The organism is Rhizobium sp. NPDC090275, assembly GCF_044772225.1.
Taxonomy (GTDB): domain Bacteria; phylum Pseudomonadota; class Alphaproteobacteria; order Rhizobiales; family Rhizobiaceae; genus Rhizobium.
The window spans coordinates 384617-408796 of sequence record NZ_JBIVYL010000007.1 but is presented as its reverse complement, the minus strand read 5'-3'; the positions used below and the strand labels follow the sequence as shown (position 1 = coordinate 408796).

20 protein-coding genes and 1 rRNA gene are annotated in these 24180 nt (G+C 63.3%); 20 read left to right on the top strand and 1 reads right to left on the bottom strand.

Going from position 1 to position 24180, the window contains the following annotated elements; translation table 11 throughout:
• Positions 1 to 77: ribosomal RNA gene (locus ACIQUB_RS20170) — 16S ribosomal RNA — on the bottom strand; the annotation flags it as partial.
• A 630-nt stretch (positions 78 to 707) separates the two neighbouring features.
• On the opposite strand from ACIQUB_RS20170, the gene ACIQUB_RS20165 reads away from it, so the two are divergent.
• The 20 genes from ACIQUB_RS20165 to leuC all read left to right on the top strand — a co-directional run bounded on the left by ACIQUB_RS20165 (position 708) and on the right by leuC (position 24052).
• A complete protein-coding gene (locus ACIQUB_RS20165; protein WP_018902525.1) occupies positions 708 to 1049 on the top strand; it encodes a hypothetical protein in 342 nt (113 codons plus the stop codon).
• A gap of 141 nt (positions 1050 to 1190) precedes the next feature.
• Positions 1191 to 1397, top strand: coding sequence for a hypothetical protein (locus ACIQUB_RS20160; RefSeq protein WP_018902526.1), 207 nt, complete (start codon positions 1191 to 1193; stop codon positions 1395 to 1397).
• A gap of 225 nt (positions 1398 to 1622) precedes the next feature.
• Positions 1623 to 2429 (top strand): pseudouridine synthase, encoded by an 807-nt coding sequence (locus ACIQUB_RS20155; RefSeq protein WP_113237870.1) that lies wholly within the window; start codon positions 1623 to 1625, stop codon positions 2427 to 2429.
• Positions 2430 to 2433: 4 nt separating this feature from the next.
• Positions 2434 to 3138 carry a phosphoribosyltransferase gene (locus ACIQUB_RS20150; RefSeq protein ID WP_113237869.1) on the top strand — a complete coding sequence of 235 codons (705 nt, stop codon included), beginning with the start codon at positions 2434 to 2436 and terminating at the stop codon, positions 3136 to 3138.
• Between the two features lie 129 nt (positions 3139 to 3267).
• Positions 3268 to 4998 carry an SLC13 family permease gene (locus ACIQUB_RS20145; protein WP_113237868.1) on the top strand — a complete coding sequence of 577 codons (1731 nt, stop codon included), beginning with the start codon at positions 3268 to 3270 and terminating at the stop codon, positions 4996 to 4998.
• Positions 4999 to 5090: 92 nt separating this feature from the next.
• Complete coding sequence (locus ACIQUB_RS20140; RefSeq protein WP_113237867.1) at positions 5091 to 6035, top strand: phosphoribosylaminoimidazolesuccinocarboxamide synthase; 945 nt, start codon at positions 5091 to 5093, stop codon at positions 6033 to 6035.
• 104 nt (positions 6036 to 6139) lie between these two features.
• Positions 6140 to 6736, top strand: a complete 597-nt coding sequence (locus tag ACIQUB_RS20135) for a TetR family transcriptional regulator (RefSeq protein ID WP_113237866.1) — start codon at positions 6140 to 6142, stop codon at positions 6734 to 6736.
• Between the two features lie 133 nt (positions 6737 to 6869).
• On the top strand, positions 6870 to 8090 hold the full coding sequence (locus tag ACIQUB_RS20130; RefSeq protein ID WP_113237865.1) for an efflux RND transporter periplasmic adaptor subunit: 1221 nt from the start codon (positions 6870 to 6872) through the stop codon (positions 8088 to 8090).
• Between the two features lie 39 nt (positions 8091 to 8129).
• On the top strand, positions 8130 to 11234 hold the full coding sequence (locus ACIQUB_RS20125; protein WP_113237864.1) for an efflux RND transporter permease subunit: 3105 nt from the start codon (positions 8130 to 8132) through the stop codon (positions 11232 to 11234).
• Positions 11235 to 11394: 160 nt separating this feature from the next.
• Complete coding sequence (locus ACIQUB_RS20120; protein ID WP_402931490.1) at positions 11395 to 12843, top strand: efflux transporter outer membrane subunit; 1449 nt, start codon at positions 11395 to 11397, stop codon at positions 12841 to 12843.
• A 162-nt stretch (positions 12844 to 13005) separates the two neighbouring features.
• Positions 13006 to 14085 carry a LacI family DNA-binding transcriptional regulator gene (locus ACIQUB_RS20115; protein WP_402931488.1) on the top strand — a complete coding sequence of 360 codons (1080 nt, stop codon included), beginning with the start codon at positions 13006 to 13008 and terminating at the stop codon, positions 14083 to 14085.
• 1 nt (position 14086) lies between these two features.
• The gene (locus ACIQUB_RS20110; RefSeq protein WP_113239677.1) at positions 14087 to 15109 is read left to right on the top strand and encodes an ABC transporter substrate-binding protein; all 1023 of its coding nucleotides are present in this window, start codon (positions 14087 to 14089) and stop codon (positions 15107 to 15109) included.
• Positions 15110 to 15181: 72 nt separating this feature from the next.
• Positions 15182 to 16009, top strand: coding sequence for an ABC transporter permease (locus ACIQUB_RS20105; protein WP_018902537.1), 828 nt, complete (start codon positions 15182 to 15184; stop codon positions 16007 to 16009).
• Positions 16006 to 16785 (top strand): ABC transporter permease, encoded by a 780-nt coding sequence (locus ACIQUB_RS20100; protein ID WP_113239678.1) that lies wholly within the window; start codon positions 16006 to 16008, stop codon positions 16783 to 16785. The genes ACIQUB_RS20105 and ACIQUB_RS20100 overlap by 4 nt, the downstream gene beginning before the upstream one ends.
• Positions 16778 to 17803: an ABC transporter ATP-binding protein gene (locus ACIQUB_RS20095; RefSeq protein WP_113239679.1), complete on the top strand. Its 1026-nt coding sequence runs from the start codon at positions 16778 to 16780 to the stop codon at positions 17801 to 17803. Before ACIQUB_RS20100 ends, ACIQUB_RS20095 begins: the two co-directional genes overlap by 8 nt.
• A gap of 4 nt (positions 17804 to 17807) precedes the next feature.
• Positions 17808 to 18728: a nucleoside hydrolase gene (locus tag ACIQUB_RS20090; RefSeq protein WP_113239680.1), complete on the top strand. Its 921-nt coding sequence runs from the start codon at positions 17808 to 17810 to the stop codon at positions 18726 to 18728.
• Positions 18725 to 20503, top strand: coding sequence for an adenine deaminase (locus ACIQUB_RS20085; RefSeq protein ID WP_402931485.1), 1779 nt, complete (start codon positions 18725 to 18727; stop codon positions 20501 to 20503). The genes ACIQUB_RS20090 and ACIQUB_RS20085 overlap by 4 nt, the downstream gene beginning before the upstream one ends.
• 192 nt (positions 20504 to 20695) lie before the next feature.
• Positions 20696 to 21493 carry a transporter substrate-binding domain-containing protein gene (locus ACIQUB_RS20080; protein ID WP_113239682.1) on the top strand — a complete coding sequence of 266 codons (798 nt, stop codon included), beginning with the start codon at positions 20696 to 20698 and terminating at the stop codon, positions 21491 to 21493.
• A gap of 43 nt (positions 21494 to 21536) precedes the next feature.
• Entirely contained in the window at positions 21537 to 22361 is an 825-nt protein-coding gene (locus tag ACIQUB_RS20075) for an amino acid ABC transporter permease (RefSeq protein WP_113239683.1), read from the top strand.
• A 281-nt stretch (positions 22362 to 22642) separates the two neighbouring features.
• A complete protein-coding gene (leuC, locus tag ACIQUB_RS20070; protein WP_112823316.1) occupies positions 22643 to 24052 on the top strand; it encodes a 3-isopropylmalate dehydratase large subunit in 1410 nt (469 codons plus the stop codon).
• Positions 24053 to 24180 lie beyond the last annotated feature (128 nt).

The following is a 24180-nucleotide window of genomic DNA, read 5'->3' as shown; positions in this document are numbered from 1 at the left end:
CTTGCGGGGCGTTCGACTTGCATGTGTTAAGCCTGCCGCCAGCGTTCGTTCTGAGCCAGGATCAAACTCTCATGTTGAGAATTCAATCATTGGCATTTACGTCACGTTCTGAATCGACGAGAACTTCACACCTGTCCTCTAAGCGCCAAGGCCGAAACCCCAACACCAAAGACCAGTGTAACTTCTCTTGATAAACGTGACCGCCAAAGTCTCTTTCAAAGAACCGACATCTCTGTCGATCCCGCGAACTCCGCCGCCCACGTTTCTCTTTCTTCTCATCTTCAATTGTCAAATAACAGACCAGTCAAACCAGTCGAAATTCCCCGTCCCAAACCCTAAAGCCCAGAACCAATCAGCATCGCAGCCAATTCAAAGAAATCCAGAGCGAAAGTCACCGTCGCCAGCAGCGCCGCCGCCCTCGTTCTGTGAAGCGGCTTATAAGGCCCCTAAGCCGAACAAGTCAACAACCACACGCAAAGTTTTTTGACAGTTTTATAACACACTGATTCTGTTGGGGGAATTTCCGGGCGCCTCTGCGGAGCCATTTCGACGCCCCCACCCATGCGCCCGAACATCAGGCCAATCCACGGCCCATCATCCCCCACACGGCATTATCCGCACCCAAAACGCCCGATTTTCGGAACCGAACCCCTCTCCCATGTGTTTCTAGACGTGTTTCTATCGTCAGCAACAAAGGAGACAGCCCAATGGCTTCCAATACAGATGATGTGAGATCCGCCGTTAGCAAGGACATCAGCGCCCTGCAGCAGGAGGTCGCCCGTCTGCAGAAGATGATCTCGGCCCAGGGCGCGGAGGCCTATTACGAAGTGCGCGATCGCGCCGGCAAGGCCTATGAGGATATGGCGCCCCGCGCCAAGACCGCCGTTGCCCAGATCAAGGCCGAAGGCGTGGCCGCGGCCGACGCTGCCCGCGAGCATCCGGCAGCCACCACCACGGCGCTGGCGCTTGCCGGCGCGCTCGGCTTTCTCGCCGGCTATCTCCTGAGCGGCGCCCAGGCCGCCCCGCAGCGCCAGCAGTGGTGGCGATAGCATTCGTTAAAATTAGACATATCTAATTTGTTTACGGGCCTGATGATCCGAAGTATCATCCGGCCCGTACTACTTAGGTCTTAGAAAAACCCGTTTTTCAGGCCAATAATGGAGACTATAAAGAACGAGGGAGGACTGCTGATGATTGCCAAAGGATCGAACTGCATCGTCGAAGTCACAGTTGACGGAGCGCAGGGCCGCCTAGCGGTCGGTATTATGAACATGCGACAGGCTCTCGAACTTCCTGAAATGCCAAGCGTCTCTTATACCCATCCGGATCCCGCCAAGGCGGCAGCCGGTGTCACCATGAACCGCGAGCAGCTTGCGGGCTTCGTGGCGCGTCACTGAGGACCGGTCGCAACAGCGATCCGCTCCCCTTATATAAATGCGGCCAAGACAGGCGGCGCCACCGGCGCCGCCTCTTCTTTTTGGCCGAGCGACAGAGCCCCCTCCCCTCTTGCCCCATCCTTCTTGTCCCATCCTTCTTATCCCCGCGTTTTGCGCCCCCGCGTCTGGCATCCCCTCACCGTTCATGCCAGAAACGCCGATAACAGAGAGCAGAGGAACAGGCGATTGAGAGAGCGGCGCACACCGCAAAGGCAGAACGGCCGCAACAGGCCTGAAGCCGTCGAGAGCAAGCGAGTGACCCTGCCGCGCGCTTTGTCCAAGCTCGGCTACTGTTCGCGGACCCAGGCGGAAAAGCTGATCGCCGACGGCCGCGTCACCGTCAACGGCCGCACCGTGCTCGACAGCGCCGCCTGGATCGACCTCTCATCGGCGAAGATCAAGGTCGACGGCAGCGATGTCGCGGCCGAGCCGATGACCTACCTGATGCTCAACAAGCCGCGCGGGCTGGTGACGACACGCCACGATCCGGAAGGCCGCCCGACGGTGTTCGATTGCCTCAAGGATGTCGACACCCCGCATCTGTCGCCGGTCGGCAGGCTGGACAAGGCGAGCGAGGGCCTGCTGCTCTTCACCAACGACACCGTCTTCGCCCAGGCGCTGCTCGACCCGGTCACCCATGTGACCAAGACCTATCACGTCCAGGTCGATCGCGTCATGGAGCCGGAGATGCTGGCCGAGATGGCCTATGGCGTTCGCCACGACGGCGAACTCCTGAAGGCGACGGCGGCGACGCTCTTGAGACAAGGCGAACGCAACTCCTGGATTGAAGTCGAGCTCGACGAGGGCCGCAACCGCCAGATCCGCCGCATGCTGGAAGCGCTCGGCACCGAATGCCTGCGGCTGGTGCGCGTGGCGATCGGTGATCTCCAACTCGGCGATCTTCCGAAAGGCGCGGTAAGGGCTTTGACCGAAGCCGAGCTCAAGGCGCTGCGTCGCCGCGCCGGCATGGAAACGACCAAACGAACGAAGTGACATCATGACAGACAGCGCCGCCCTCGCCCCGCACGATTTCTGGCAGGAGCTGCACGCGCCCGGCACCTTTTCGATCGGGGGTGACTTCACATCCTTCTATGTCGCGACGCTGACTGACGGTCGCCAGCTCCGCCTGCCGCTTCGCCCGCTTGCCGATGGCGAGCACGCGCTGGCCTCGCTCATCATCAACCAGGCGAGCTTCGAGGTGCTCGACGCGCTGGCCGGACAGCTGGCGGATAAGCTGAGAGCCCTCGAGATCGACGTCGTCGCCGGACTGCCGACGCTCGGGCTGACGCTCGCTTCAGCCGTGGCGCAGAAACTGGGGCACAAGCGATATGTGCCGCTCGGCACCTCCAGGAAGTTCTGGTACCGCGACGAGCTCTCCGTCCCGCTGTCGTCGATCACCACCCCCACCCAGCAGAAGCGTCTCTATATCGATCCGCGCATGCTGCCGCTGCTCGAAGGCAGGCGCGTGGCGCTGATCGACGATGTCATCTCGAGCGGCACCTCGATCGTCTCCGGCCTCAAGCTGCTGTCGGCCTGCTCCATCGCGCCGGTCGCGATCGGCGCCGCCATGCTGCAATCCGAGCGCTGGCGCACGGCGCTTGACGAGGCCGGCCCGCAATGGCTGGAGCGAACCGTCGCCGTCTTCGCCACCCCGATGCTCGACCGTACCGAACAAGGTGCCTGGCGCGCGCCCGGGATCTGAGCCGTCGCTCCTAATATAGAGTGCGCTCCATTATAGACTGCGCTCTGCGCCCGCCCCTCTATACAGCGCGCCGCGAACCGCTACAGTCTCAGTCAACACATAAAGCAGCGCATCAATCCGGAAGACCTGATGACCTTAGAACAAGCATGTCTGCTGATCCTGCTGATCGCGATGCTGGTTCTGTTTCTGATCGACCGTTTCAGGGTCGAGGTCGTCGCGATCGCCGGCCTGCTTGCCGGCTATGCGCTCGGGCTTTATCCGACCGACGCGGTCTTCGCGGGCTTTGCCAGCCCCGTGGTCATCACCGTCGTCGAGATCCTGCTGGTGGTCCAGGTGCTGGCACGCACCCGCTTCTTCGACAGGGTGTCGACAGCGCTTGCCAGTCGCGGCATGCGCGGCACCGGCGTCATCGCCATCCTCTCTGGCGTGACAGGCTTCATCTCCATCTTCATGAACAATATCGGCGCCTTCTCCATCTCGCTGCCGGTCGCGCTGCGCATCAGCGCCGTCAGCGCCATCCCCAAGCGCCAGCTGATCATGCCGATCTCGTTCGCCGCCCTGCTCGGCGGCCTCGTATCGCTGATCGGCACGCCTGCCAATCTGCTGGTCAGCAATGCGCTGGCGGCCGCGACGGGTGAGAGTTTTCGCCTGTTCGACTTCGCCTATGTCGGTCTGCCGGTCGCCGCAGCCGGCATCCTCATGACATCTATACTGGCGCCACTGCTCTTCCCTGGGGATGGCGAGGACGATGAGACAGCGCCCGAAACGCAGCGCCGTCGCATGGTGGCCGAACGCCGTGTGCCCTTGGGCTCACCGCTGATCGGCGCAAGCCTCGCCGATCTCCCTGCCCGCTTCGCGCTCAAGCCGCATGCGCTGCTGCGCAACGACGCCTTCGTCTTCGGCTCCGCCGAGCGCTCCATCATCGAGGCCGGCGATCTCCTCCTGGCCGAAGCCGACGACACGGTCTTTATCGACCTCGCGGCATCGGGCGCGCTGCAGGCCGATCATGGGCAGGCCGAGGCAAGCCGCGTCGAAGCCGTCGTCATGCCGGAGAGCACGCTGGTCGGCTCGCGCCTGCGCTCGCTCGAGGTCTTCACGATGCGCGGCATCGCGATCAGCGCGCTATCCATGCGCTCCCCGCGCATCGAGGGACGCTTCGAGGATTTACAGCTGTCGATCGGCGACGTCCTGGTGCTGGAGGGCGACCGTGCCGCAATCTCTGAAGCGCTTGAGGAATGCGAATGTCTGCCGCTCGCCTCGCCGCCCGTCTCGCCCTCATTCTCGCTGAGTTGGCAGCCCTTCGCTATCTTTGCCTGCGGCATCGCCGCGACCACGGTCGTGCGGCCCGACATCGCGCTCGCCGGCGTCGTCCTCGCGCTGGCGCTCCTCAACTACCTGAACATCCGCCAGGCGATGGCCGATCTCAACTGGCCCGTCATCATCATGCTCGCCGCGATGATCCCGATCGGCTCTGCCGTCGGCACCTCGGGCACGGCCGAAGTCATCGCCTCGGCGCTCGGCGCTGTTCTGCCGGTGTCGCAGCCGCTCGCGGGCATCGCCGTGGTGCTGTTGCTGGCGATCGCGCTGACGCCCTTCGTCAACAATGCCACCGTCGCCATCGTGCTGAGCCCCATCGCGATCGAGTTCGCGGCAGCCGGCCACCACCAGCCGCAAGCCTATCTGCTGGCAGTCGCCCTCGGTGCTTCGCTCGACTTCCTCACACCCTTCGGCCATCACAACAACACGCTCGCCATGGGCATCGGCAGCTACCGCTTTTCCGACTTCATCCGCGCCGGCCTGCCAGTGACGGTGCTGAGCTACTTTTTGAGCCTGCTGCTTCTATATGTCTTCTGGGTTTGAGCCCCGCTTGCTTGACATCCCCGGCGATGGAACTAGAGCAGGGGAAAGCCCCGATCAAACCGACCCCGTAACCCAAAAGGACGGTCAAGCCCGTGCGTATTCTCCAAGAAGCCCATTTCCCGGAACTGCCGAATTACTACCGCGGCAAGGTGCGAGAAAACTACGACCTTGCCGATGGCAGCCGCATCATCATCAGCACCGACAGGCTGAGCGCGTTTGACCGGATCCTGACCTGCATTCCCTACAAGGGCCAGGTCCTCACCCAGACGGCGCGATACTGGTTCGAGGCGACCAAGGATATCTGCCCCAACCACGTCATCGCCTATCCCGATCCGAACGTCGTCGTCGGCAAGCGTCTCGACATCCTGCCGGTCGAGATCGTTGTGCGCGGTTATCTCGCCGGCACCACCGGCACCTCGATCCTCACCCTCTATAAGAAGGGCGAGCGCGAGATGTACGGCATGCGCCTGCCGGATGGCATGCGCGACAACCAGAAGCTCCCCGAGCCGGTCATCACGCCGACAAGCAAGGAATTCGATGGTGGCCACGACGAGCCGCTGACGCCTGATCAGATCGTCGAAGGCGGTCTGCTGACGCAGGCGCAATGGGATACGCTGTCCAAGTACGCGCTGGCGCTGTTTGCCCGCGGCCAGGAAATGGCGGCCAAGCGCGGCCTCATCCTCGTCGACACCAAGTATGAGTTCGGCACCGACGAGAACGGCACGATCATCCTCGCCGACGAAATTCATACCCCCGACAGCAGCCGCTACTGGCTCGCCGACAGCTATCAGGCAAGCTTTGAAGCCGGCACGCGCCCGGCAAGCTTCGACAAGGATTTCGTCCGCGCCTGGGTGGCCGAACGTTGCGACCCCTACAAGGACGAGATCCCCGAGATCCCGACCGACCTCATCGAGCAGACCTCGGCTGTCTATATAAAGGCCTATGAGGCGATCACCGCGCAGACGTTCGTGCCTGACGACGCCGGCGCAACCCCCGTGGAGCGCGTGCGCGAGAACCTCTCGCGCTATTTCCCCTAAGCGCTCGATCGCATGAAGGCCTGCGACTTTAGCTTGCAGGCCTCTTCAATCTCGCGTTAGATTTTGAAAAACACCGATGCCGGGCGAATCCGGCTGGAGAATTCATGGCACGAAGGCCAAGGCGCAAGGCCGAAGAGACCCGCGAAGATATTCTGACGATGGCCGAGCAGTTGTTTCGCCAGCGCGGCTTCGTCGCCGTCTCGATCGCCGATATCGCCGCTTCGCTCGACATGTCGCCGGCAAATGTCTTCAAGCATTTTCATTCGAAGACCGCCTTGGTCGACGCGATTGCCGAAAGGCACCTGAGCGACGTCGCCGACCGTTTCGTCGCCGATGACCTGCCGCCGCGCGAACAGTTGCTCCGCTTCGTCCTCCGGCTGCTCGACAGCCATCTCGAGGACATCCAGAAAAACCCCTACATTTTCGAAATGGTCCTCGTCAGCATCGAGGCGAAGATCGAGGCCGGCAGGCGATATCGCGAAAAAGTGATCCAGAAACTGGAGCTCATCATTCGCGAAGGTGTCGCAGAGGGCCGCTACCACTGCCCAGACCCGGCGCGTGCCGCACGGACGGTCTCCGACGTACTTGCCGGCGTGCTGCACCCTATTTTGATCGTCAAAGACGACAAAGAGACCCTCGTCGAGAGAGCAAGACAGATCGTCGATTTCGCCGATGCCGCGCTGCAAAATAGCGCTTGCTAAGTGACGATTCATCACTTACGTCACTTTCTAAAGGCTTTGTTAATTCGGATCAGAGGCATTTGACTCCGGATCGTTTGTCGTGTGGCATCCCCGGCAGGCTTCGATCCGCGAGCCAGCGCATAGGGAATTGAACATGATACGTCGCTTTCTCCTCGTTTCCTCCGCTCTTGCAATGGGTGGCGTGCTCGCCGCCTGCAGCGACAGCGGCAAGACACCGGCCGCGGGCGCCGGCGGTGCCGGGGCGGCTCAGCAGGCGGCCGCCGTCGGCGTGATCACGCTGAAGAAGGGCGACTTCCCGGTCACGACGATCCTTCCCGGCCGCGCCGAGGCATTCCAGACCGCCGACATCCGTCCGCAGGTCAGCGGCCTCATCCGCGACATCACCTTCCGCGAAGGCGGCGAGGTGAAGAAGGGCGACGTCCTCTACCAGATCGAAGACGCCCCCTATGTCGCTGCCGTCGCGCAGGCGCGCGCCGCCATCGCCAAGGCCGAGGCCAGCGTGCCGAGCGCGCAGAGCAACTTCGACCGCTACCAGCGCCTGGTCGGCTCCGGCGCAACGCAGATCGAGTTCGAAACCGCCAAGACCAACCTCCTGCAGGCGCAGGCCGAAGTCGAATCGGCGAAGGCCGCGCTTACGGCAGCCGAGATCGACCTTGATCACACCAAGATCGTCGCTCCCTTCGACGGCGTCATCGACCAGACGTCCTATAACGTCGGCAACGTCGTCTCCGCCAACCAGACCACGGCGCTGACCACAGTGCGCCAGCTCGATCCGGCCTATATCCTTCTGACGGAATCGAGCACCAACCTTCTGCGTCTGCGCAGCGCGATTGCCGATGGCGAGATCAAGGGCACCAGCGGCAACGACGCCTTCCGCCTGATCCTCGAAAACGGCAAGGAATACGATCAGAAGGGCACGCTCGACATGTCGAAGTCGGTCGTCAGCGAGACGACAGGCACCTTCACCATTCGCGTGCGCTTCCCCAATCCCGACCGCATCATCCTGCCGGGCATGTATGTCCGCGCAACGCTGGAACTCGGTTCGGAAAGCGGCTTCGCCCTGCCCCAGCTCGCGACCAGCCGCAACGCCAATGGCGAGCTGTCGGCGCAGTTCGTGTCCGCGGATGGCAAGGTCGAAAACCGCATCTTCGAAAACGCATCGCCATCCAACAATGCATGGCTGGTGACCGAAGGCGTCAAGGACGGCGATCAGTTGATCGTCTCTGGACTGCAGTCGATCACCGCGGGCATGCCGGTCAAGCCGACCGAGATGAAGATCAATGACAAGGGTATCGTCGTGCCCGTGGCGCCTCCAGCCGCCGCCGGTGACGCGCAGAAGCCCGCCGCGAAGTAACGCGTCGTTCATTGATCCGAGCCGTACAGGAATTAGCCAATGGCCAAGTTTTTCATCCGACGTCCGATCTTTGCGTGGGTCATAGCGATCACGATCATGCTCGCGGGCGTGCTGGCGATCTTCACGCTGTCGATCTCGCAGTATCCGGATATCGCGCCGACCACCGTGCGCATCAACGCCACCTATCGCGGCGCCAGCGCTGAAACCGTCGAGAAATCGGTGACGACGATCATCGAAGACGGCATGACCGGTCTCGACGACCTCACCTACATGACCTCGACCTCGTCCACCGGCTCGGCCAGCATCTCGCTGACCTTCGGCACGGCGGCCGATCCCGATATCGCCCAGGTGCAGGTGCAGAACAAGCTGCAGCTCGTACAGTCTCAGCTGCCGAGCGACGTCATCGATGCCGGCATCAGCGTCACCCGCTCGACCTCAAGTATCCTTCTCGTCGGCGCGCTGGTCTCCACCGACGGCAAGCGCAACTCCGTCGACCTTGGCAACATCCTGTCGAACTCGATCGAAAAGCAGGTCCAGCGCCTGGAAGGCGTCGGCAGCGTCAATATCTTCGGCTCCGGCTACGCCATGCGCGTCTGGCTCGACCCCTATAAGCTCGTCAAGTATCAGTTGACGACCGGCGACGTGACCTCGGCGATCGAGGCGCAGAACACGCAGGTATCCGTGGGTTCTCTCGGCGCCCAGCCTTCCGTGGACGGCCAGCAGATGAACGTCACGATCACCGCGCAGAGCCAGTTGACCACCGTTTCCGACTTCGAGCACATCATCTTGAAGGTCGAGAAGGACGGATCCACGGTTCGCTTGAGCGACATCGCGCGCATCGAGATCGGCCAGGAAAGCTATGGCGGCTCCTCGCGCTACAACGCCCAGCCATCGAGCGGCTTCGCCGTCAACCTCGCGATCGGCGCCAACGCCATCGATACCGCCGGCCGTGTCCGAACCGCGCTCGATTCCATTTCCAAGGGCCTGCCCGACGGCGTGGAGATCACCTATCCCTACGACACGACGCCCTTCGTCGAGCTGTCGATCGAGAAGGTCGTGCACACGCTGATCGAAGCGATCGTGCTCGTCTTCGTCGTTCTCCTGGTCTTCCTGCAGAACTTCCGCGCGACGCTCATTCCCACGATCGCGGTCCCGGTGGTTCTGCTCGGAACCTTCGGCATCCTTGCCGCGACAGGCTATTCGATCAACACGCTGACCATGTTCGCCATGGTGCTTGCGATCGGCCTGCTCGTCGACGACGCCATCGTCGTGGTCGAGAACGTCGAGCGCATCATGACGGAAGAGAAACTGTCGCCGATGGAGGCCACCGAGAAATCGATGGGCGAAATCACCGGCGCCATCGTCGGCATCGCGCTCGTTCTGACGGCCGTCTTCATTCCGATGGCCTTCTTCGGCGGTTCCACCGGCATCATCTACCGCCAGTTCTCGGTCACCATCGTCTCGGCCATGTTGCTCTCGGCGCTGGTCGCCATCGTGCTCACGCCGGCGCTCTGCGCCACGATGCTGAAGCCGGTGCATGACCACAAGAAGAACCGTGCGAGCGAGTGGTTCAACCGCAACTTCACCCGCTCCACCAACGGCTATGTCCGCTCGATCGGCTACCTCCTGAAGCGTCCGTGGCGCGTCATGGTCGTCTTCCTGCTGGTCGGCCTCGGCTGCGCCTATTTCTTCACCCGACTTCCGACCTCCTTCCTGCCGCAGGAAGACCAGGGCGTGCTGCTGACCATCGTGACCACGCCTCCAGGCTCGACCACGCAGCAGACCCAGGCCGTCGTCGAGAAGGTCGAGACCTACTATCGCGAAAACGAAAAGGACGCGGTCCAGTCCGTCTTCGGCGCGCTCGGCTTCGGCTTCAACGGCTCCGGCCAGAACAGCGCGATCGTCTTCACCAAGCTCAAGGACTTCGCCGAGCGCGCGGACGACAAGCTCCATGCGCAGGCTGTCGCCACCCGCGCGCTGGGCGCCTTCTCGCAGATCCGCGAAGCCCAAGTCTTCGCGCTGCTGCCGCCGGCGATCCAGGGTCTCGGCGTCTCCAGCGGCTTCTCCATGTATCTCGTCGATACCGGCGGTCACGGCACCGAGGCGCTCGACGCGGCCTCCAAGCGCCTGATGGCGATGGCCAACACGAGCGGCAAGGTTGTTGCGCTGCGTAGCAACAACAAGGAAGTCGAGCCGCAGATGAAGATCATCATCGACCAGGAGAAGATCGGCGCCATGGGTGTCGACATCTCCGCGGTCAATTCGATGCTGTCAGTCATCTTCACCGGCCGCGACGTCAACGACTTCACCCTGAACGGCGAGATCAAGCCGGTCTATGTCCAGGGTGATGCACCCTTCCGCATGCAGCCCAATGACCTCGACCACTGGTATGCCCGTAACAGCAATGGCGAGATGGTCCCCTTCTCCGCCTTCACCCGCACGGAATGGGTCAAGGGCGCCCCGACGCTCGCCCGCTTCAACGCGGTGAGCGCCATCCCGCTCGACGGCGCGTCCGCACCGGGTGTCAGCTCCGGCGACGCCATGAACGCGATGGAAGAGATGACCGCGCAACTCGGCGGCGGCTACACCGTTGCATGGCAGGGCATCTCCTATCAGGAACGTCTGTCCGGTTCGCAGGCGCCGATGCTCTACGCCATCTCGGTTCTCGTCGTCTTCCTCTGCCTCGCGGCACTCTATGAAAGCTGGTCGATCCCGTTCTCGGTCATCATGGCCGTTCCGGTCGGCGTGCTCGGCGCGCTAGTCGCGGCAACCGTCTTCGGCCAGGCAAACGACGTCTACTTCAAGGTCGGCCTGCTCACGACCATCGGTCTGGCGGCGAAGAACGCGATTCTCATCGTGGAGTTCGCCAAGGACCGAATGGAGACAGGCATGGGCATCATCGACGCGACGCTGGAGGCCGCGAGGCTGCGTCTGCGGCCGATCATCATGACGTCGCTGGCCTTCATCCTCGGCGTCGTGCCGCTGGCGATCGCCACCGGCGCGGGCTCCGCAGCGCAGAATGCGATCGGTATCGGCGTGCTTGGCGGCATGCTGTTTGCGACCGCGCTCGGCATTTTCTTCGTGCCATCATTCTTTGTGGTTATCCGCCGCGTCTTCTCGCGACGTCAAAAAAATGAGGTATGAGTGTGACATATCTGCACTGTGATAAAGTGAGACTCATTGGTACATTGCCGCAAACTGCTTCGGGATGGTGTTTCTCGTTTGAGCGAAGCGCGGCCGATAGTGAAGCGTGACCGCTTCTGACATGAATGATTTTTTTGGTCGAGTTACAGGAAGATAGTTAATGGCGTCTTTTCGTTTTGCCTCTCCGGCATTGTTGCTATTGCTCGCGGGCTGTGTGAGTGGCCCGGACCATGTTCCCCCGGAGATGCCCCTCCCGGCCAAGTTCAATGAAGGCTCGGCCAAGGCCGATGGCGACGTCTCGACAGTCGCGTGGTGGACCGCGTACCGCGACACCCGTCTGAACGGACTGGTCACCGAGGGCCTCAGTGAGAACCTGTCGATCCAGCAGTCGCTGGAGCGCATCAATGCCGCCGCCGGCAATGTCACGGTGGCGGGCGCCGGCGCCCTGCCGAGCCTGACTGTTGGTGCCGACCATACGCTCAACGGCAGCATGGGCGAACGCCGCAGCACCATCGGCGCCACCAACACCACCGGCGCCAGCGCCAGTGTCGGCTGGCTGCTCGATCTCTTCGGCCAGTATCGCCGCTCGAAGGAAAGCGCCCAGGCTACGCTCGACGCCGCCTACTCGACCGCAGACGTTGCCAAGCTCACCTATCTCCAGGATCTGGTGAACTCCTACATCAACGCCCGCTACTATCAGGAGCGCATCGCGCTCTCCCGGGCCAACCTGAAATCGCGCCAGGAAACCTACGAGCTGACCAAGTTCCAGCTCGATGCCGGTGCTGCCTCGCGTCTCGACGTCGTGCAGGCTGAAGGTCTGGTGCAGTCGACCCAGGCTGAAATCCCGGGTCTGGAAACCAACTTCCGCGTCGCGGCCCACCACATCGCCACCCTGCTCGGCAAGCCCGCCGGCTCGATGGTCGCTGAACTGCAGCGCGGCGGCTCGCAGCCGGTCTTCCGCGCCGGCATCGTCTCCGGCGTTCCGGCCGACCTGATCCGCAATCGTCCCGACATCCGCGTCGCCGAGCGCAATCTGGCCGCCGCCACCGCCAATATCGGCGTGGCCATGGCCCGCCTCTATCCGACGATCTCGCTCTCTGGCTCGATCGCGCCGTCCTTCGTCAATCCGGCCGGCAGCCGTGGCGGCAGCCTGACCACCTGGTCCTTCGGCCCGACGCTGACGCTCCCGATCTTCGACGGCGGCAGCCTGCGCGCCGGTGTCGACATCGCCAAGTCCGACGCCAAGACCCAGTATCTCGTCTGGAAGCAGGCGGTTCTGCAGGCGGTCGAGGAAGTGGAAAACGCGCTGTCGGCGGTTCGCCGCGATGCACAGACGGTTGCGGCACTGCGCGCCCAGGTCAAGACGACCCAGGAAACGCTGGATCTGTCGACCGCCAGCTACAAGGACGGCGCCTCCTCGCTGCTCGACGTCCTCGACGCCCAGCGTCAGGTCTCGCTTGCCCAGGCCAGCCTGGCCGCAGCCGTCCAGCAGATGGCAACCGACTACGTCGCGCTCAACGTCGCCATCGGCGGCGGCTACAACCCGGGCGGCAACACCGCCCCGGCCAAGCCGGTCGCCGCAAAGGCAAGCACTGCAAAGGCTGGCTGAGACGACAGAAATTAGGCAAAAGCCCCGGTTCGCCGGGGCTTTTTTGTTTGCGGAGATGCCCGTGATTGCGGAAAACCGCAAAGCGGCGCAAGATTGGATTCGACAACGACGACGACGTCATGTACGCATTGGTTAAACGATTAATCCAATCCGTCTGATATCATGCCTCCAGCCCGACCGGGACCAAATCTGAGCAGGATCGCAACGTCGCTTGGCGTCTCCGTCGCGACGGTGTCGAACGCGCTCTCCGGCAAGGGCCGTGTGTCGGAACAGCTCGCCGAGCGGATCCGGGAACACGCGGCCGAAATGGGCTATGTCCCGAGCCAGGCGGCGCGCGCGCTGCGCACCGGCCGCAGCGGCGTTATCGGCCTTGTCCTGCCCGACATCGCCAATCCACTCTTCCCGAAGCTCGCGCAGGCCATTGAATTCGCCGCCACATCGGCCGGCTACGGTGTGCTGATCGCCGACTCCCGTGGCAACATCACGGCGCAGACCGAAGCGATCAACCGGCTGGTCGAGCGCGGCGTCGAGGGCCTTGTCATTGTCCCGCGCCGCGCGACCCGCATCTCGGCCGCGAGCTGTCCGGTCGCCGTCATCGACACGGCCTCGACGCCCGGCAACACGGTCGCCGCCGACCACTGGCAGGGCGGACGCGATATCGCGGACCACCTCGCCGAACTCGGCCACAAGCGCATTCTTGTGATCGGCAACAATCCCGAATCCAACGTCCAGAACGATCGCGTCGGCGGCATCCGCTCCGGATTGCGCTCCGACATGCACTCCTCCACCCTCTGGGTCGAGCGCTTGGAACGCGAGAACGGCATGGGCTGCACCCTCGGCCTCGCCGAAAAGGTCCGTGAAGGCTACACCGCCTTTGCAGCACTCTCCGACCTGCAGGCGCTGAGGGCGCTCACCGAGTTGCAGCGCGACGGCATCGTCGTCCCCGACATGGCAAGCGTCACCGGCTTCGACGACCTGATCTTCTCCCCCGTCATAACGCCGAGCCTGACGACGGTGGCGATGGACATGGCGACGATCGCCGATGTCGCGATCTCGTCGCTCCTGAAAACCATACAGGCAAGCGGCAGCCGCGAAGGCGTGCTGGTCAGCGCCGACACCGATCGGGTGCCCATGCAACTGATCGTTCGCCAATCATCGGGTCCGGTTGATCCAACCAATCGCGACCCGACCAATAGCGACCCAAGTAAACTGGACCTAGCCTCTCAGACGGAGAACTCCTGACATGAAGCATGCCCTCATCGCCTCGGCGGCCCTTCTTGCCCTCACGCCCGTCGCCGCCAGCGCTCAGGAAAAGACGCTCACCATCTCCGTCTATGCCTTCGCGCAGGATGACTTCAAATCGATCGTCTACGATCCCTTCGAAGCCAAGTGCGGCTGCAAGCTGGTGGTCGAGACCGGCAACAGCGTCGAGCGCCTGGCGAAGATGGAAGCCAACAAGGCAAACCCCGTTATCGACATGGCCGTCGTCTCCATGGCCGATGCGCTGTCGGCCACCCGCAAGGGCCTGATCGAGAAGATCGACACCTCGAAGCTCACCAATTTCGGCAAGCTCTATGACCTCGCCAAGGATCCGAACGGCGACGGCATGAGCGTCGGCTACACCTTCTACGCCACCTCGATCGCCTACCGCTCCGACAAGATGAAGATCGAGAGCTGGGCCGATCTGCTGAAGCCTGAGTATATCGGCCACGTCGCCTTCCCGAATGTCACCACCAACCAGGGCCCGCCGGCGCTCTACATGCTCGGCCTCGCCCTCGGCAAGGACAGCCCGGACCTGAAGGCGCCGATCGAAGCCGTCGGCGAGAAGAAGGATGAAATCGTCACCTTCTATGAAAAGTCCTCGCAGCTGGTGCAGCTGATGCAGCAGGAAGAAATCTGGGCAGCCCCGATCGGCCGCTTCTCCTGGGCCGGCTTCACCAAGCTCGACGTCCCCGTCTCCTGGGCAACGCCCAAGGAAGGCCAGACCGGCGGCATGAATGTCATGGTCATGACCAAGGGCTCGAAGAACCAGGACCTCGCGCTGCAGTTCATGGATTTCTGGCTCTCCACCGAGATCCAGACCAAGCTCGCCGAAAAGCTGGTCGACAGCCCGGCCAACAAGGAGGTGAAGGTCTCCGACGAAGCCGCCAACAACCTAACCTACGGCGAGGACACGGTGAAGAACCTCAAGCTAATCCCCTCGGCCGCAGCCCTCGATAACCGCGCCGGCTGGCTGAAGGATTGGAACGACACGGTCGGCCAGTAACGGCCAGTTACCACCATGACGGCTCCGGCACCGGCTGGAGCCGCCTTATGCGATTGCTCTGAAAGACGCCTCATGTTTCAAAACCGCACGGAAGCCCTGGCGCTTGCCTTGCCCGCGGCCCTGTTCGCCGCGCTGGTCTTCCTGCTGCCCGTCGTCATCCTTCTCTCCGAAGGCTTCCATATCGACGGCAGCTGGACGCTCAGCGCCTATACCGGCTTCTTCTCGCAATCGCTGAACCGCACGGTATTCCTGCGCACCTTCAAGCTCGGCCTCGAAGTCACCGCCGTCTCCGCCGTTATTGGCTATGCGGCGGCCTTTGCCATCGTCAACCTGCCGCCGAAGGGCAAGGGCCGGATGATCGGCCTCGTCACGCTGCCACTGATGATCTCGCCGGTTGCCCGCACCTATGCCTGGATCGTCATCCTCGGCCGCACGGGCATCGTCAATCAGGCGATCCAGGGCCTGGGCCTCAGCGACAGCCCGCTGCGCCTGCTCTTCACCGAAACCGCCGTCTTCATCGGCCTGCTGCAGCTCTTCCTGCCGCTGATGATCCTCTCCCTGATCAGCGCGCTCGAAAACATGCCGAAGGACGCCATTCCGGCCGCCCGCGTGCTCGGCGCCAACTGGTTCCAGGTCTTCTGGAAGGTGATCCTGCCGCTGACCCGCGAAGGCCTCGTCGTCGGCGGCACGCTCGTCTTCACCGGCTCGCTCACCGCCTATATCACCCCCGCCGTGCTCGGCGGCTCCAAGGTGCTGATGCTGGAAACCCTGCTCTACCAGCAGGTCTCGGTCGCCAACGATTTCGTCGCCGCCAGCGTCATCGCCTTCATGCTGATCGTCATGAGCTTCGCCGCCAACATCCTGCTCAAGCGTCTGGCTACAGCGAGGAACAAGCGATGACATCACGCATCCTCTCGCCGCTGGTGCTCGGCCTGCTCTTGATCTTCCTGATCGGCCCCTTCTTCATCATCATTGCCGCCTCGCTGTCTGCCGGCGATACGCTGGCCTTCCCGCCGCAGGGCCTGTCGTTGCGCTGGGTCTTCAAGGTCTTCACCATCGACAGCTTCCGCGACAGTTTCGCCATGTCGATGCTGCTCGCCGTCGGCGGCACGCTGGCAGCCCTCGTTCTCGGCATCCCCGCCGCCTACGCGCTGTCGCGCTACAAGCTGCCGGGCGCGGAAACCATCCGCACCATCGTCTCGCTGCCGATCATCGTGCCGGGGATCATCGTCGGCCTGGCGCTGCTGCGCTATCTGGTCGTGCCCTTCGGCTTCAACATCACGCTGGCGCTGTTCTTCGCGCACACCGCGCTTGTGCTGCCCTATGCCGTGCGCGTCGTCTCCGCCAGCCTCAACAACCTGCGCTCCGATATCGAGGAAGCGGCCGTCCTGCTCGGCTCGTCGCGCGCTGGCGCCTTCTTCCGCGTGGTGATGCCGAACATCCGTGGCGGCATCCTCGCCGCCTTCATCCTCGGCTTCGTCACCAGCTTCAACCAGGTGCCCGTCTCGCTCTTCCTCTCCGGTCCCGGCGTCCGCACGCTGCCGATCGACATGCTGGGCTACATGGAAACCACCTACGACCCGTCGATCGCCGCGCTCTCGGCGCTGCTCGCCTTTCTGTCCATCGGCATCGTCTTCCTTGCCGAACGCTTCCTGGGGTTCTCTCGCTATGTCTGACACCTATCTGCAACTCGACAAGCTGACGCTTGCCTACGGCGATACGGTCGCGGTGAAGGATCTCGACCTCTCGATCAGGAAGGGCGAACTCGTAGCACTCCTCGGCCCCTCCGGCTGCGGCAAGACCACGACGATGCGCTCCATCGCCGGCCTGCTCAACCCCGCCTCCGGCCGCATCACGCTCGATGGCGCCGATATCACCCGCGTTTCCGCCAACAAGCGCAATGTCGGCTTGGTCTTCCAGTCCTACGCGCTGTTCCCGCATCTCACCGTCTATGAAAACGTCGCCTTCGGTCTGCGTCTCAAGGGCGTCAGCGGCCAGGATCTCGACAGCAAGGTGACAGCAGGCATCAAGTCCGTCGGCCTCGCCAGCTTCGCAGCCCGCAAGCCCGGCGAACTTTCCGGCGGCCAGCAGCAGCGCGTGGCGCTTGCCCGCTCCATGGTCATGGAGCCCAAGGTGCTGCTTCTCGACGAGCCGCTCTCCAACCTCGACGCCCGCCTGCGTCTGGAAATGCGCGCCGAGCTGCAGCGCGTCCAGAAGGAAACCGGCGTCACCATGATCTTCGTCACCCACGACCAGATCGAAGCGCTGGCGCTCGCCGACAGAATCGTCGTGATGCTGAACGGCGGCATCGAACAGATCGGCACGCCGGAAGAAATCTACAACAAGCCCGTCTCGGCCTTCGTCGCCGATTTCGTCGGCTTCGAAAACGTCTTTGCGCTGGAAAACGGCAAGCTCGCGACATCCAACTCACTCGTCGAGCTTTCCGCTCCAGTGCCACAGGCCGCTAGAGGCCTGGCCTGGCGTCCGCGCATGGTGATCCTTGGTTCAGGTCCTTTCCAAGGCACCGTGCGCGGCACCTCGTTTGCCGGCAACGTCAGAGAATATCTGCTCGACACACCGCTCGGCCCCATCAAAGCCGAGGTCGATGCCGGCGAGCCGAGCCACGCCATCGGCTCCGCGCTTTCTTTCGATCTGCCGCTTGCGGCCGCTGCCCCACTCTCTCGCTACAGGTAATATCATGGGCGTCTGGATCGACACCGACATGGGCTTCGACGACATCGCCGCCATTCTGGTCGTGGCGCATGCCAAGCTCGACATCGCGGGCATCTCGCTGGTCTTCGGCAACACGCCGCTGCCGCAGGTGCACTTGAACGCAGCCGGCGCCGCCAAGGCCTTCGGCTGGACCTTCCCGATCAATTCCGGCCGCGCTTCAGCCGTGCTGGGAGAGATCGAGACCGCCCAGGCGATCCTCGGCGAAACGGGCATCCCGACCTCAGGCAAGACGCTGCCCGACGCCGCCGCCCTGCCCGAAAGCGACGCCTTCACCGCGCTCTGCAACTGGCTCAAACAGGACGGCCCGCACCGTATCCTGGCGCTCGGCCCGCTGACGAACATCGCAGCCCTTGCGCTCGCCCGCCCCGATCTCGCCGCCCGTATCACCGAGCTCACCTGGATGGGCGGCGGCGTCACGGCTGGCAACCACACGGCATCCGCCGAGTTCAACGCGCTGGCCGACCCCGAGGCGCTGGCGATCGTCATCGCCGCCGGCCTGCCGCTGCGCATGGTCGATCTTGATCTCTGCCGCAAGGTCATCGCCTTCCCTGACGACGTCGCCCCGATCCGCAAGGCCGGCGGCGCCAACGCCGAGATGCTGGCCGATTTCCTCGACGGCTATATCGGCATCGGCACCAGCCGTGGCCGCTTGGGCATGGCGATCTACGACCCCTGCGCCGCCGTGGCCTTCGCCCACCCCGAGATCGTCACCTTCCGCGCAGCCCGCATCGACGTCGAGATGCAGGGCAAATTCACGCGCGGCCGCACCGTGGTCGAAACCCGCGCCACCCACGCCAAGCCGAACGCCGACTATGCCGTCGAGATCGACAGCGAGGCCGCCCGCGCCATCATCCTCGGCGCGCTCCAGCAGGAGGCCGCCCGATGAGCCAGTTGGAACCGATGGACCTCAGCGATCCAAAACTGCGCGCCCGCGCCGTTGCAGCCGCGCGCGGCGATGCGCCCTTCGACGTGCTGATCACGGGCGGCCAGCTGCTCGACGTCGTCACCGGCCTGATCCGTGACGCCGATATCGGCCTCGTCGGCCCGCTGATCGCAAGCGTGCACGCCCCACAGAGCCGCAAGGACGCCGAGGAGACGATCGACGCCCGCGGCAGCATCATCGCTCCCGGCCTGATCGACACCCACATGCACATCGAAAGCTCGATGGTGACCCCATCGGCCTATGCCGCAGCCGTCCTGCCGCGCGGCGTCACGACTGTCGTCTGGGATCCGCACGAATTCGGCAATGTCCACGGCATCGATGGCGTGCGCTGGTCGATCGAGGCAACGCGCGGCTTGTCCCTGCGCACCATTCTTCTTGCCCCCTCCTGCGTCCCCTCAGCTCCGGGCCTGGAGGTCGCGGGTGCCGATTTCGACGCGTCCGTCATATCGGAACTGCTGCGCCGGCCCGAGATCGGCGGCGTCGCCGAGGTCATGAACATGCGCGGCGTCATCGACGGCGATCCCCGCATGACCGGGATCGTCAATGCCGGCCTTGCATCCGGCAAGCTGGTCTGCGGCCACGCGCGCGGGCTTGACGGCAGCGACCTCAACGCCTTCATGGCGGCCGGCGTCACCTCCGATCACGAACTCACCTCGGCGGACGATCTCTTGCTGAAGCTCGCGGCCGGCCTGACGATCGAGCTGCGCGGTTCCCACGATCACCTGCTGCGCGAATTCGTGGCGGCCTTGAATGGCATCAGCCACCTGCCGTCCACCGTAACGCTCTGCACCGATGACGTCTTCCCCGACGAGCTCCATTACTGTGGTGGTCTCGACGACGTCGTGCGCCGTCTCGTCAGCTACGGCATGAAGCCCGAATGGGCGTTGCGCGCCGCGACCTTCAACGCCGCCCAACGCCTGCGCCGCCCCGACCTCGGCCTGATCGCCGCCGGCCGCCGCGCCGATATCGTGCTGTTCAAGGATTTCACCGAATTCGAGACCTCAGCCGTCTTCGCCAACGGCCGCCTTGTCTCGCGCGAAGGCCAGATGGCGATCGACCTGCCCGCCGTCGACAGCGCGCCGCTGCAGCACTCCGTCAAGCTCTCGGCGCTGACCGAAAACGACTTCCGCATCCCCTCCGAAGGCAGCCGCGTCCGCGTCGCCACCATCGACCGCCCGCGCTTCACCCAATGGGCGGAAGCCGAGACCACCGTCGAGGACGGCTACGTCGTCCCGCCCGAAGGCAGCGCGATGATCTCGGTCGTCCACCGCCACGGCAAGGTCGACGCCCACCCGCGCATCGGCTTCCTCACCGGCTGGGGCACATGGCGCGGCGCCTTCTGCACCACGGTTTCGCATGACAGCCACAACCTCACGGTCTTCGGCGGCAATGTCACCGACATGACCATCGCCGCCAACGCCGTGATCGCGGCCGGCGGCGGCATGGCTGTCGTGCAGGATGGCGAGATCAAGGTGCTCCTGCCGCTCCCCCTCTCCGGCCTCGTCAGCGAAGCCCCGCTCGAACAAACGGCAGAAACCTTCCGCGCCATCCGCCGCGCCATGGAAGACGTCGTCGACTGGCGCCCACCCTACCTCGTCTTCAAGGCCTGCTTCGGCGCCACCCTCGCCTGCAACCTCGGCCCGCACCAGACGGATCGCGGGATTGCCGATGTGCTGACGGGGCGGGTGATGGAGACGCCGGTGATTGAGGTGTTGTAGAGAGATTGGTTGTCGCTTTACCGCACATTGCCGGCGTTTGCGAATTTCGGCAGCGCCCGAACTTCCGCCCCCCAAACTGAGCTGTTTTTAGACCAACATTCCGCATTTCCCCCATCCTCGTACGCCAATCCCCTTGCCAGCGGCTTTGCAAACATGACAGTTTCCGCGAGCGTTATTTTGGGGAGATATTTCATGCTGTTTCGTCGCACCGTCCTTGCCGGACTGACCGCACTCGCTCTTTCGTCGCTCGCGGTCACTGCCGCCGAGCTGCCCGATCTCAAGGGCAAGACCGTCGTCGTCGTCACCGAGAACGCCTATCCGCCGCTGCAGTTCGTCGATCCGAAGACCGGCAAGCAGATCGGCTGGGAATATGATGCGATGAACGAGATCGCCAAGCGGCTGAACTTTAAGGTCGAGTACCAGAACACCAGCTGGGACGCGATGATCCAGGCGGTGTCCGACAATCAGTACAATATCGGCATGACCGGGATCACCATCAAGGACGACCGCAAGGCCAAGGTCGACTTCTCCGATCCCTACATGCGCTCGCAGCAATTCATGCTGGTGCGTGGCGACGAGACGCGCTTTACCGACGCCAAGACCTTCGGCGCCTTCAATGACGGCCTCGTCGGTGCGCAGCCGGGCACCTCGCCCTTCTACGCCGCCGTCTACGAAATCCTCGACGGTAACGAGCAGAACCCGCGCATCAAGCTGTTCGAGACCTTCGGCGCCACGGTACAGGCGCTGAAAGCCGGCGATGTGGATGTGGTCTTGACCGACAGCGTCGCGGCGCAGGGCTATGTCGATGCGTCGAATGGCGGGCTGAAGGTCATCGGCGGACCGCTCGGCACCGAGGATTTCGGCTTCATTTTCCCCAAGGGTTCCGATCTGGTCGGTCCCGTCAATGCGGCGATTGCGAGCCTCAAGGCCGACGGCACCTTCGACAAGCTCAACAAGACATGGTTCCTCGACTACAAGATGGGTCAATGATCCCGTCTTTTTCAATCGCTTACCGCGCCCGGACTGAAGCATGATGGCTCCGCAGCCAAACCCGCGGGGCCAGGAGAAGGGCGACTATCCCTGGTGGTTGGTCGCCCTTGTCGTGATCGGCCTTACGCTCGCCGCCGTCATCATCGCGAACGACGTCTATGCGCAGGTGTTCCGCACCGTGTTCAACGGCGTCGGCATCACCATTTTCGTGACGCTCGTCGGTTTCGCGCTGGCGACGCTGCTCGGGCTCGGGATCGCGCTGCTTGGGCTGTCGGACAGCGTCGCGCTGCGCCAGATCGCCCGCTTCTATGTCGAGGTTATCAGAGGTATCCCGATGCTGGTGCTTCTGTTCTACGTCGCCTTCGTCGGCGCGCCGGCCTTCGTTGCCGCCTATAATTTTGTGACAGCGCCGCTGGTGAATGCCGGGCTGGCGGAGCCGGTGCTGGTGCGCGCTTTCTCGCTGATGTGGCGAGCGATCATCGCGCTGATGATCGGCTATTCCTCCTTCATCGCCGAAGTCTTCCGCGCCGGCATCCAGTCGGTCGATCAGGGGCAGATCGAGGCCGCCAAGGCGCTCGGCCTGTCGCGCTACCAGCGCTTTCGCCTCGTGGTATTCCCGCAGGCGATCAAGGTGATCTTTCCGCCGCTGTCGAATGATTTCGTGGCGATGGTAAAGGATAGTTCGCTGGTCTCGGTGCTCGGGGTGTCTGACATCACGCAGATGGGCAAGATCTATGCGTCCGGCTCCTTCCGCTTCTTTGAAACCTATTCGATCGTCACCTATATCTACCTGATCCTGACGATCGGCCTGTCGCTTGGCCTCAGGCAAATCGAGAAGCGGATGCGCGGCAGAGACGGACGGCGATAATGCTCCGGCGTTAGAGCTAATGAATCGAATTGCCGAGCATCGGAAAAATTGGTAAGTGACTGCTCATGGAATCCAAGTTCAGTTGCATTGGGGCGCATATTTTCGTGCTGCAGGATCACTACCGCCTGCCGGCGCGCTTCTTTGCGACCGTTTCCGGTGCGCTCAACAGCCGACTTCGTTGATCCCTTTCTGATCGACCGACGGCCGGTGGCCTATGCGCCGCCAAGCTCCATACCCCCACTGCAAGCAAACGCCCTTTGCATAATAACGGATGTATCGCCATGAGCGCACCTCGTACCCTCTACGACAAGATCTGGGACGACCACCTGGTCGATCAACAGGACGACGGCACCTGTCTTCTCTACATCGACCGCCACCTGGTCCACGAAGTCACCTCGCCGCAGGCCTTCGAAGGCCTGCGCATGACGGGCCGCAAGGTTCGCGCGCCTGAAAAGACGCTCGCGGTCGTCGACCACAACGTGCCGACCTCGCCCGATCGCCATCTCGGCATCAAGAACGAGGAAAGCCGCATCCAGGTCGAGCAGCTGGCGATCAACGCGGCCGAGTTCGGCGTCGAATATTATTCGGCGAGCGACAAGCGCCAGGGTATCGTCCACATCATCGGACCGGAACAGGGCTTCACGCTGCCCGGCATGACGATCGTTTGCGGCGACAGCCACACCTCGACGCACGGCGCCTTCGGCTCGCTGGCGCATGGCATCGGCACGTCTGAAGTGGAACACGTTCTGGCCACCCAGACGCTGATCCAGAAGAAGGCGAAGAACATGCTGGTGCAGGTCGACGGCGTGCTGCCCGCCGGCGTCACCGCCAAGGACATCGTGCTCGCCATCATCGGCGAAATCGGCACCGCGGGCGGCACCGGCTACGTCATCGAATATGCCGGCGAAGCCATTCGCGCGCTGTCGATGGAAGGCCGCATGACGATCTGCAACATGTCGATCGAAGGCGGCGCCCGCGCCGGCCTGATCGCCCCTGATGAGGTCACCTACGAGTACATCAAGGGCAAGCCGCGCGCGCCGAAGGGCGAAACGCTCGACCAGGCGATTTCCTACTGGAACACGCTGAAGTCGGACGAAGGCGCGCATTACGACCGCGTCGTCACGCTCAACGCCGCCGAACTGCCGCCGATCGTCTCCTGGGGCTCCTCGCCCGAGGACGTCATCTCGGTGCAGGGCATCGTTCCGAACCCGGATGAAATCGCCGACGAGAACAAGCGTACGTCGAAGTGGCGCGCGCTTGATTACATGGGCCTGAAGCCGGGCACGAAGATCACCGACATCGCCGTCGACCGCGTCTTCATCGGCTCGTGCACCAACGGCCGCATCGAAGACCTGCGCGCCGCCGCCAAGGTCGTCGAAGGCAAGACCGTTGCCGGCACCGTCAGCGCCATGATCGTTCCGGGCTCCGGCCTCGTCAAGGAACAGGCGGAAGCCGAAGGCCTCGACAAGATCTTCAAGGCCGCCGGTTTCGACTGGCGCGAGCCTGGCTGTTCCATGTGTCTGGCCATGAATGACGACCGCCTGAAGCCGGGCGAGCGTTGCGCCTCGACCTCCAACCGCAACTTCGAAGGCCGCCAGGGCTTCAAGGGCCGCACCCATCTGGTGTCGCCCGCCATGGCAGCTGCCGCCGCCATCGCCGGCCACTTCGTCGACATCCGCGAGTGGAACTGAGATTTTCCGGCCTCTCCCGGTGACGGGAGAGGCCGATTGCATGAATTGCGAAAGGACAGGCTTGGCCTAATCGGGCTGGGCCTGTCCTTTTTCGTTAGCGGGGTTACACTCCCGCCACCCTCATCCGG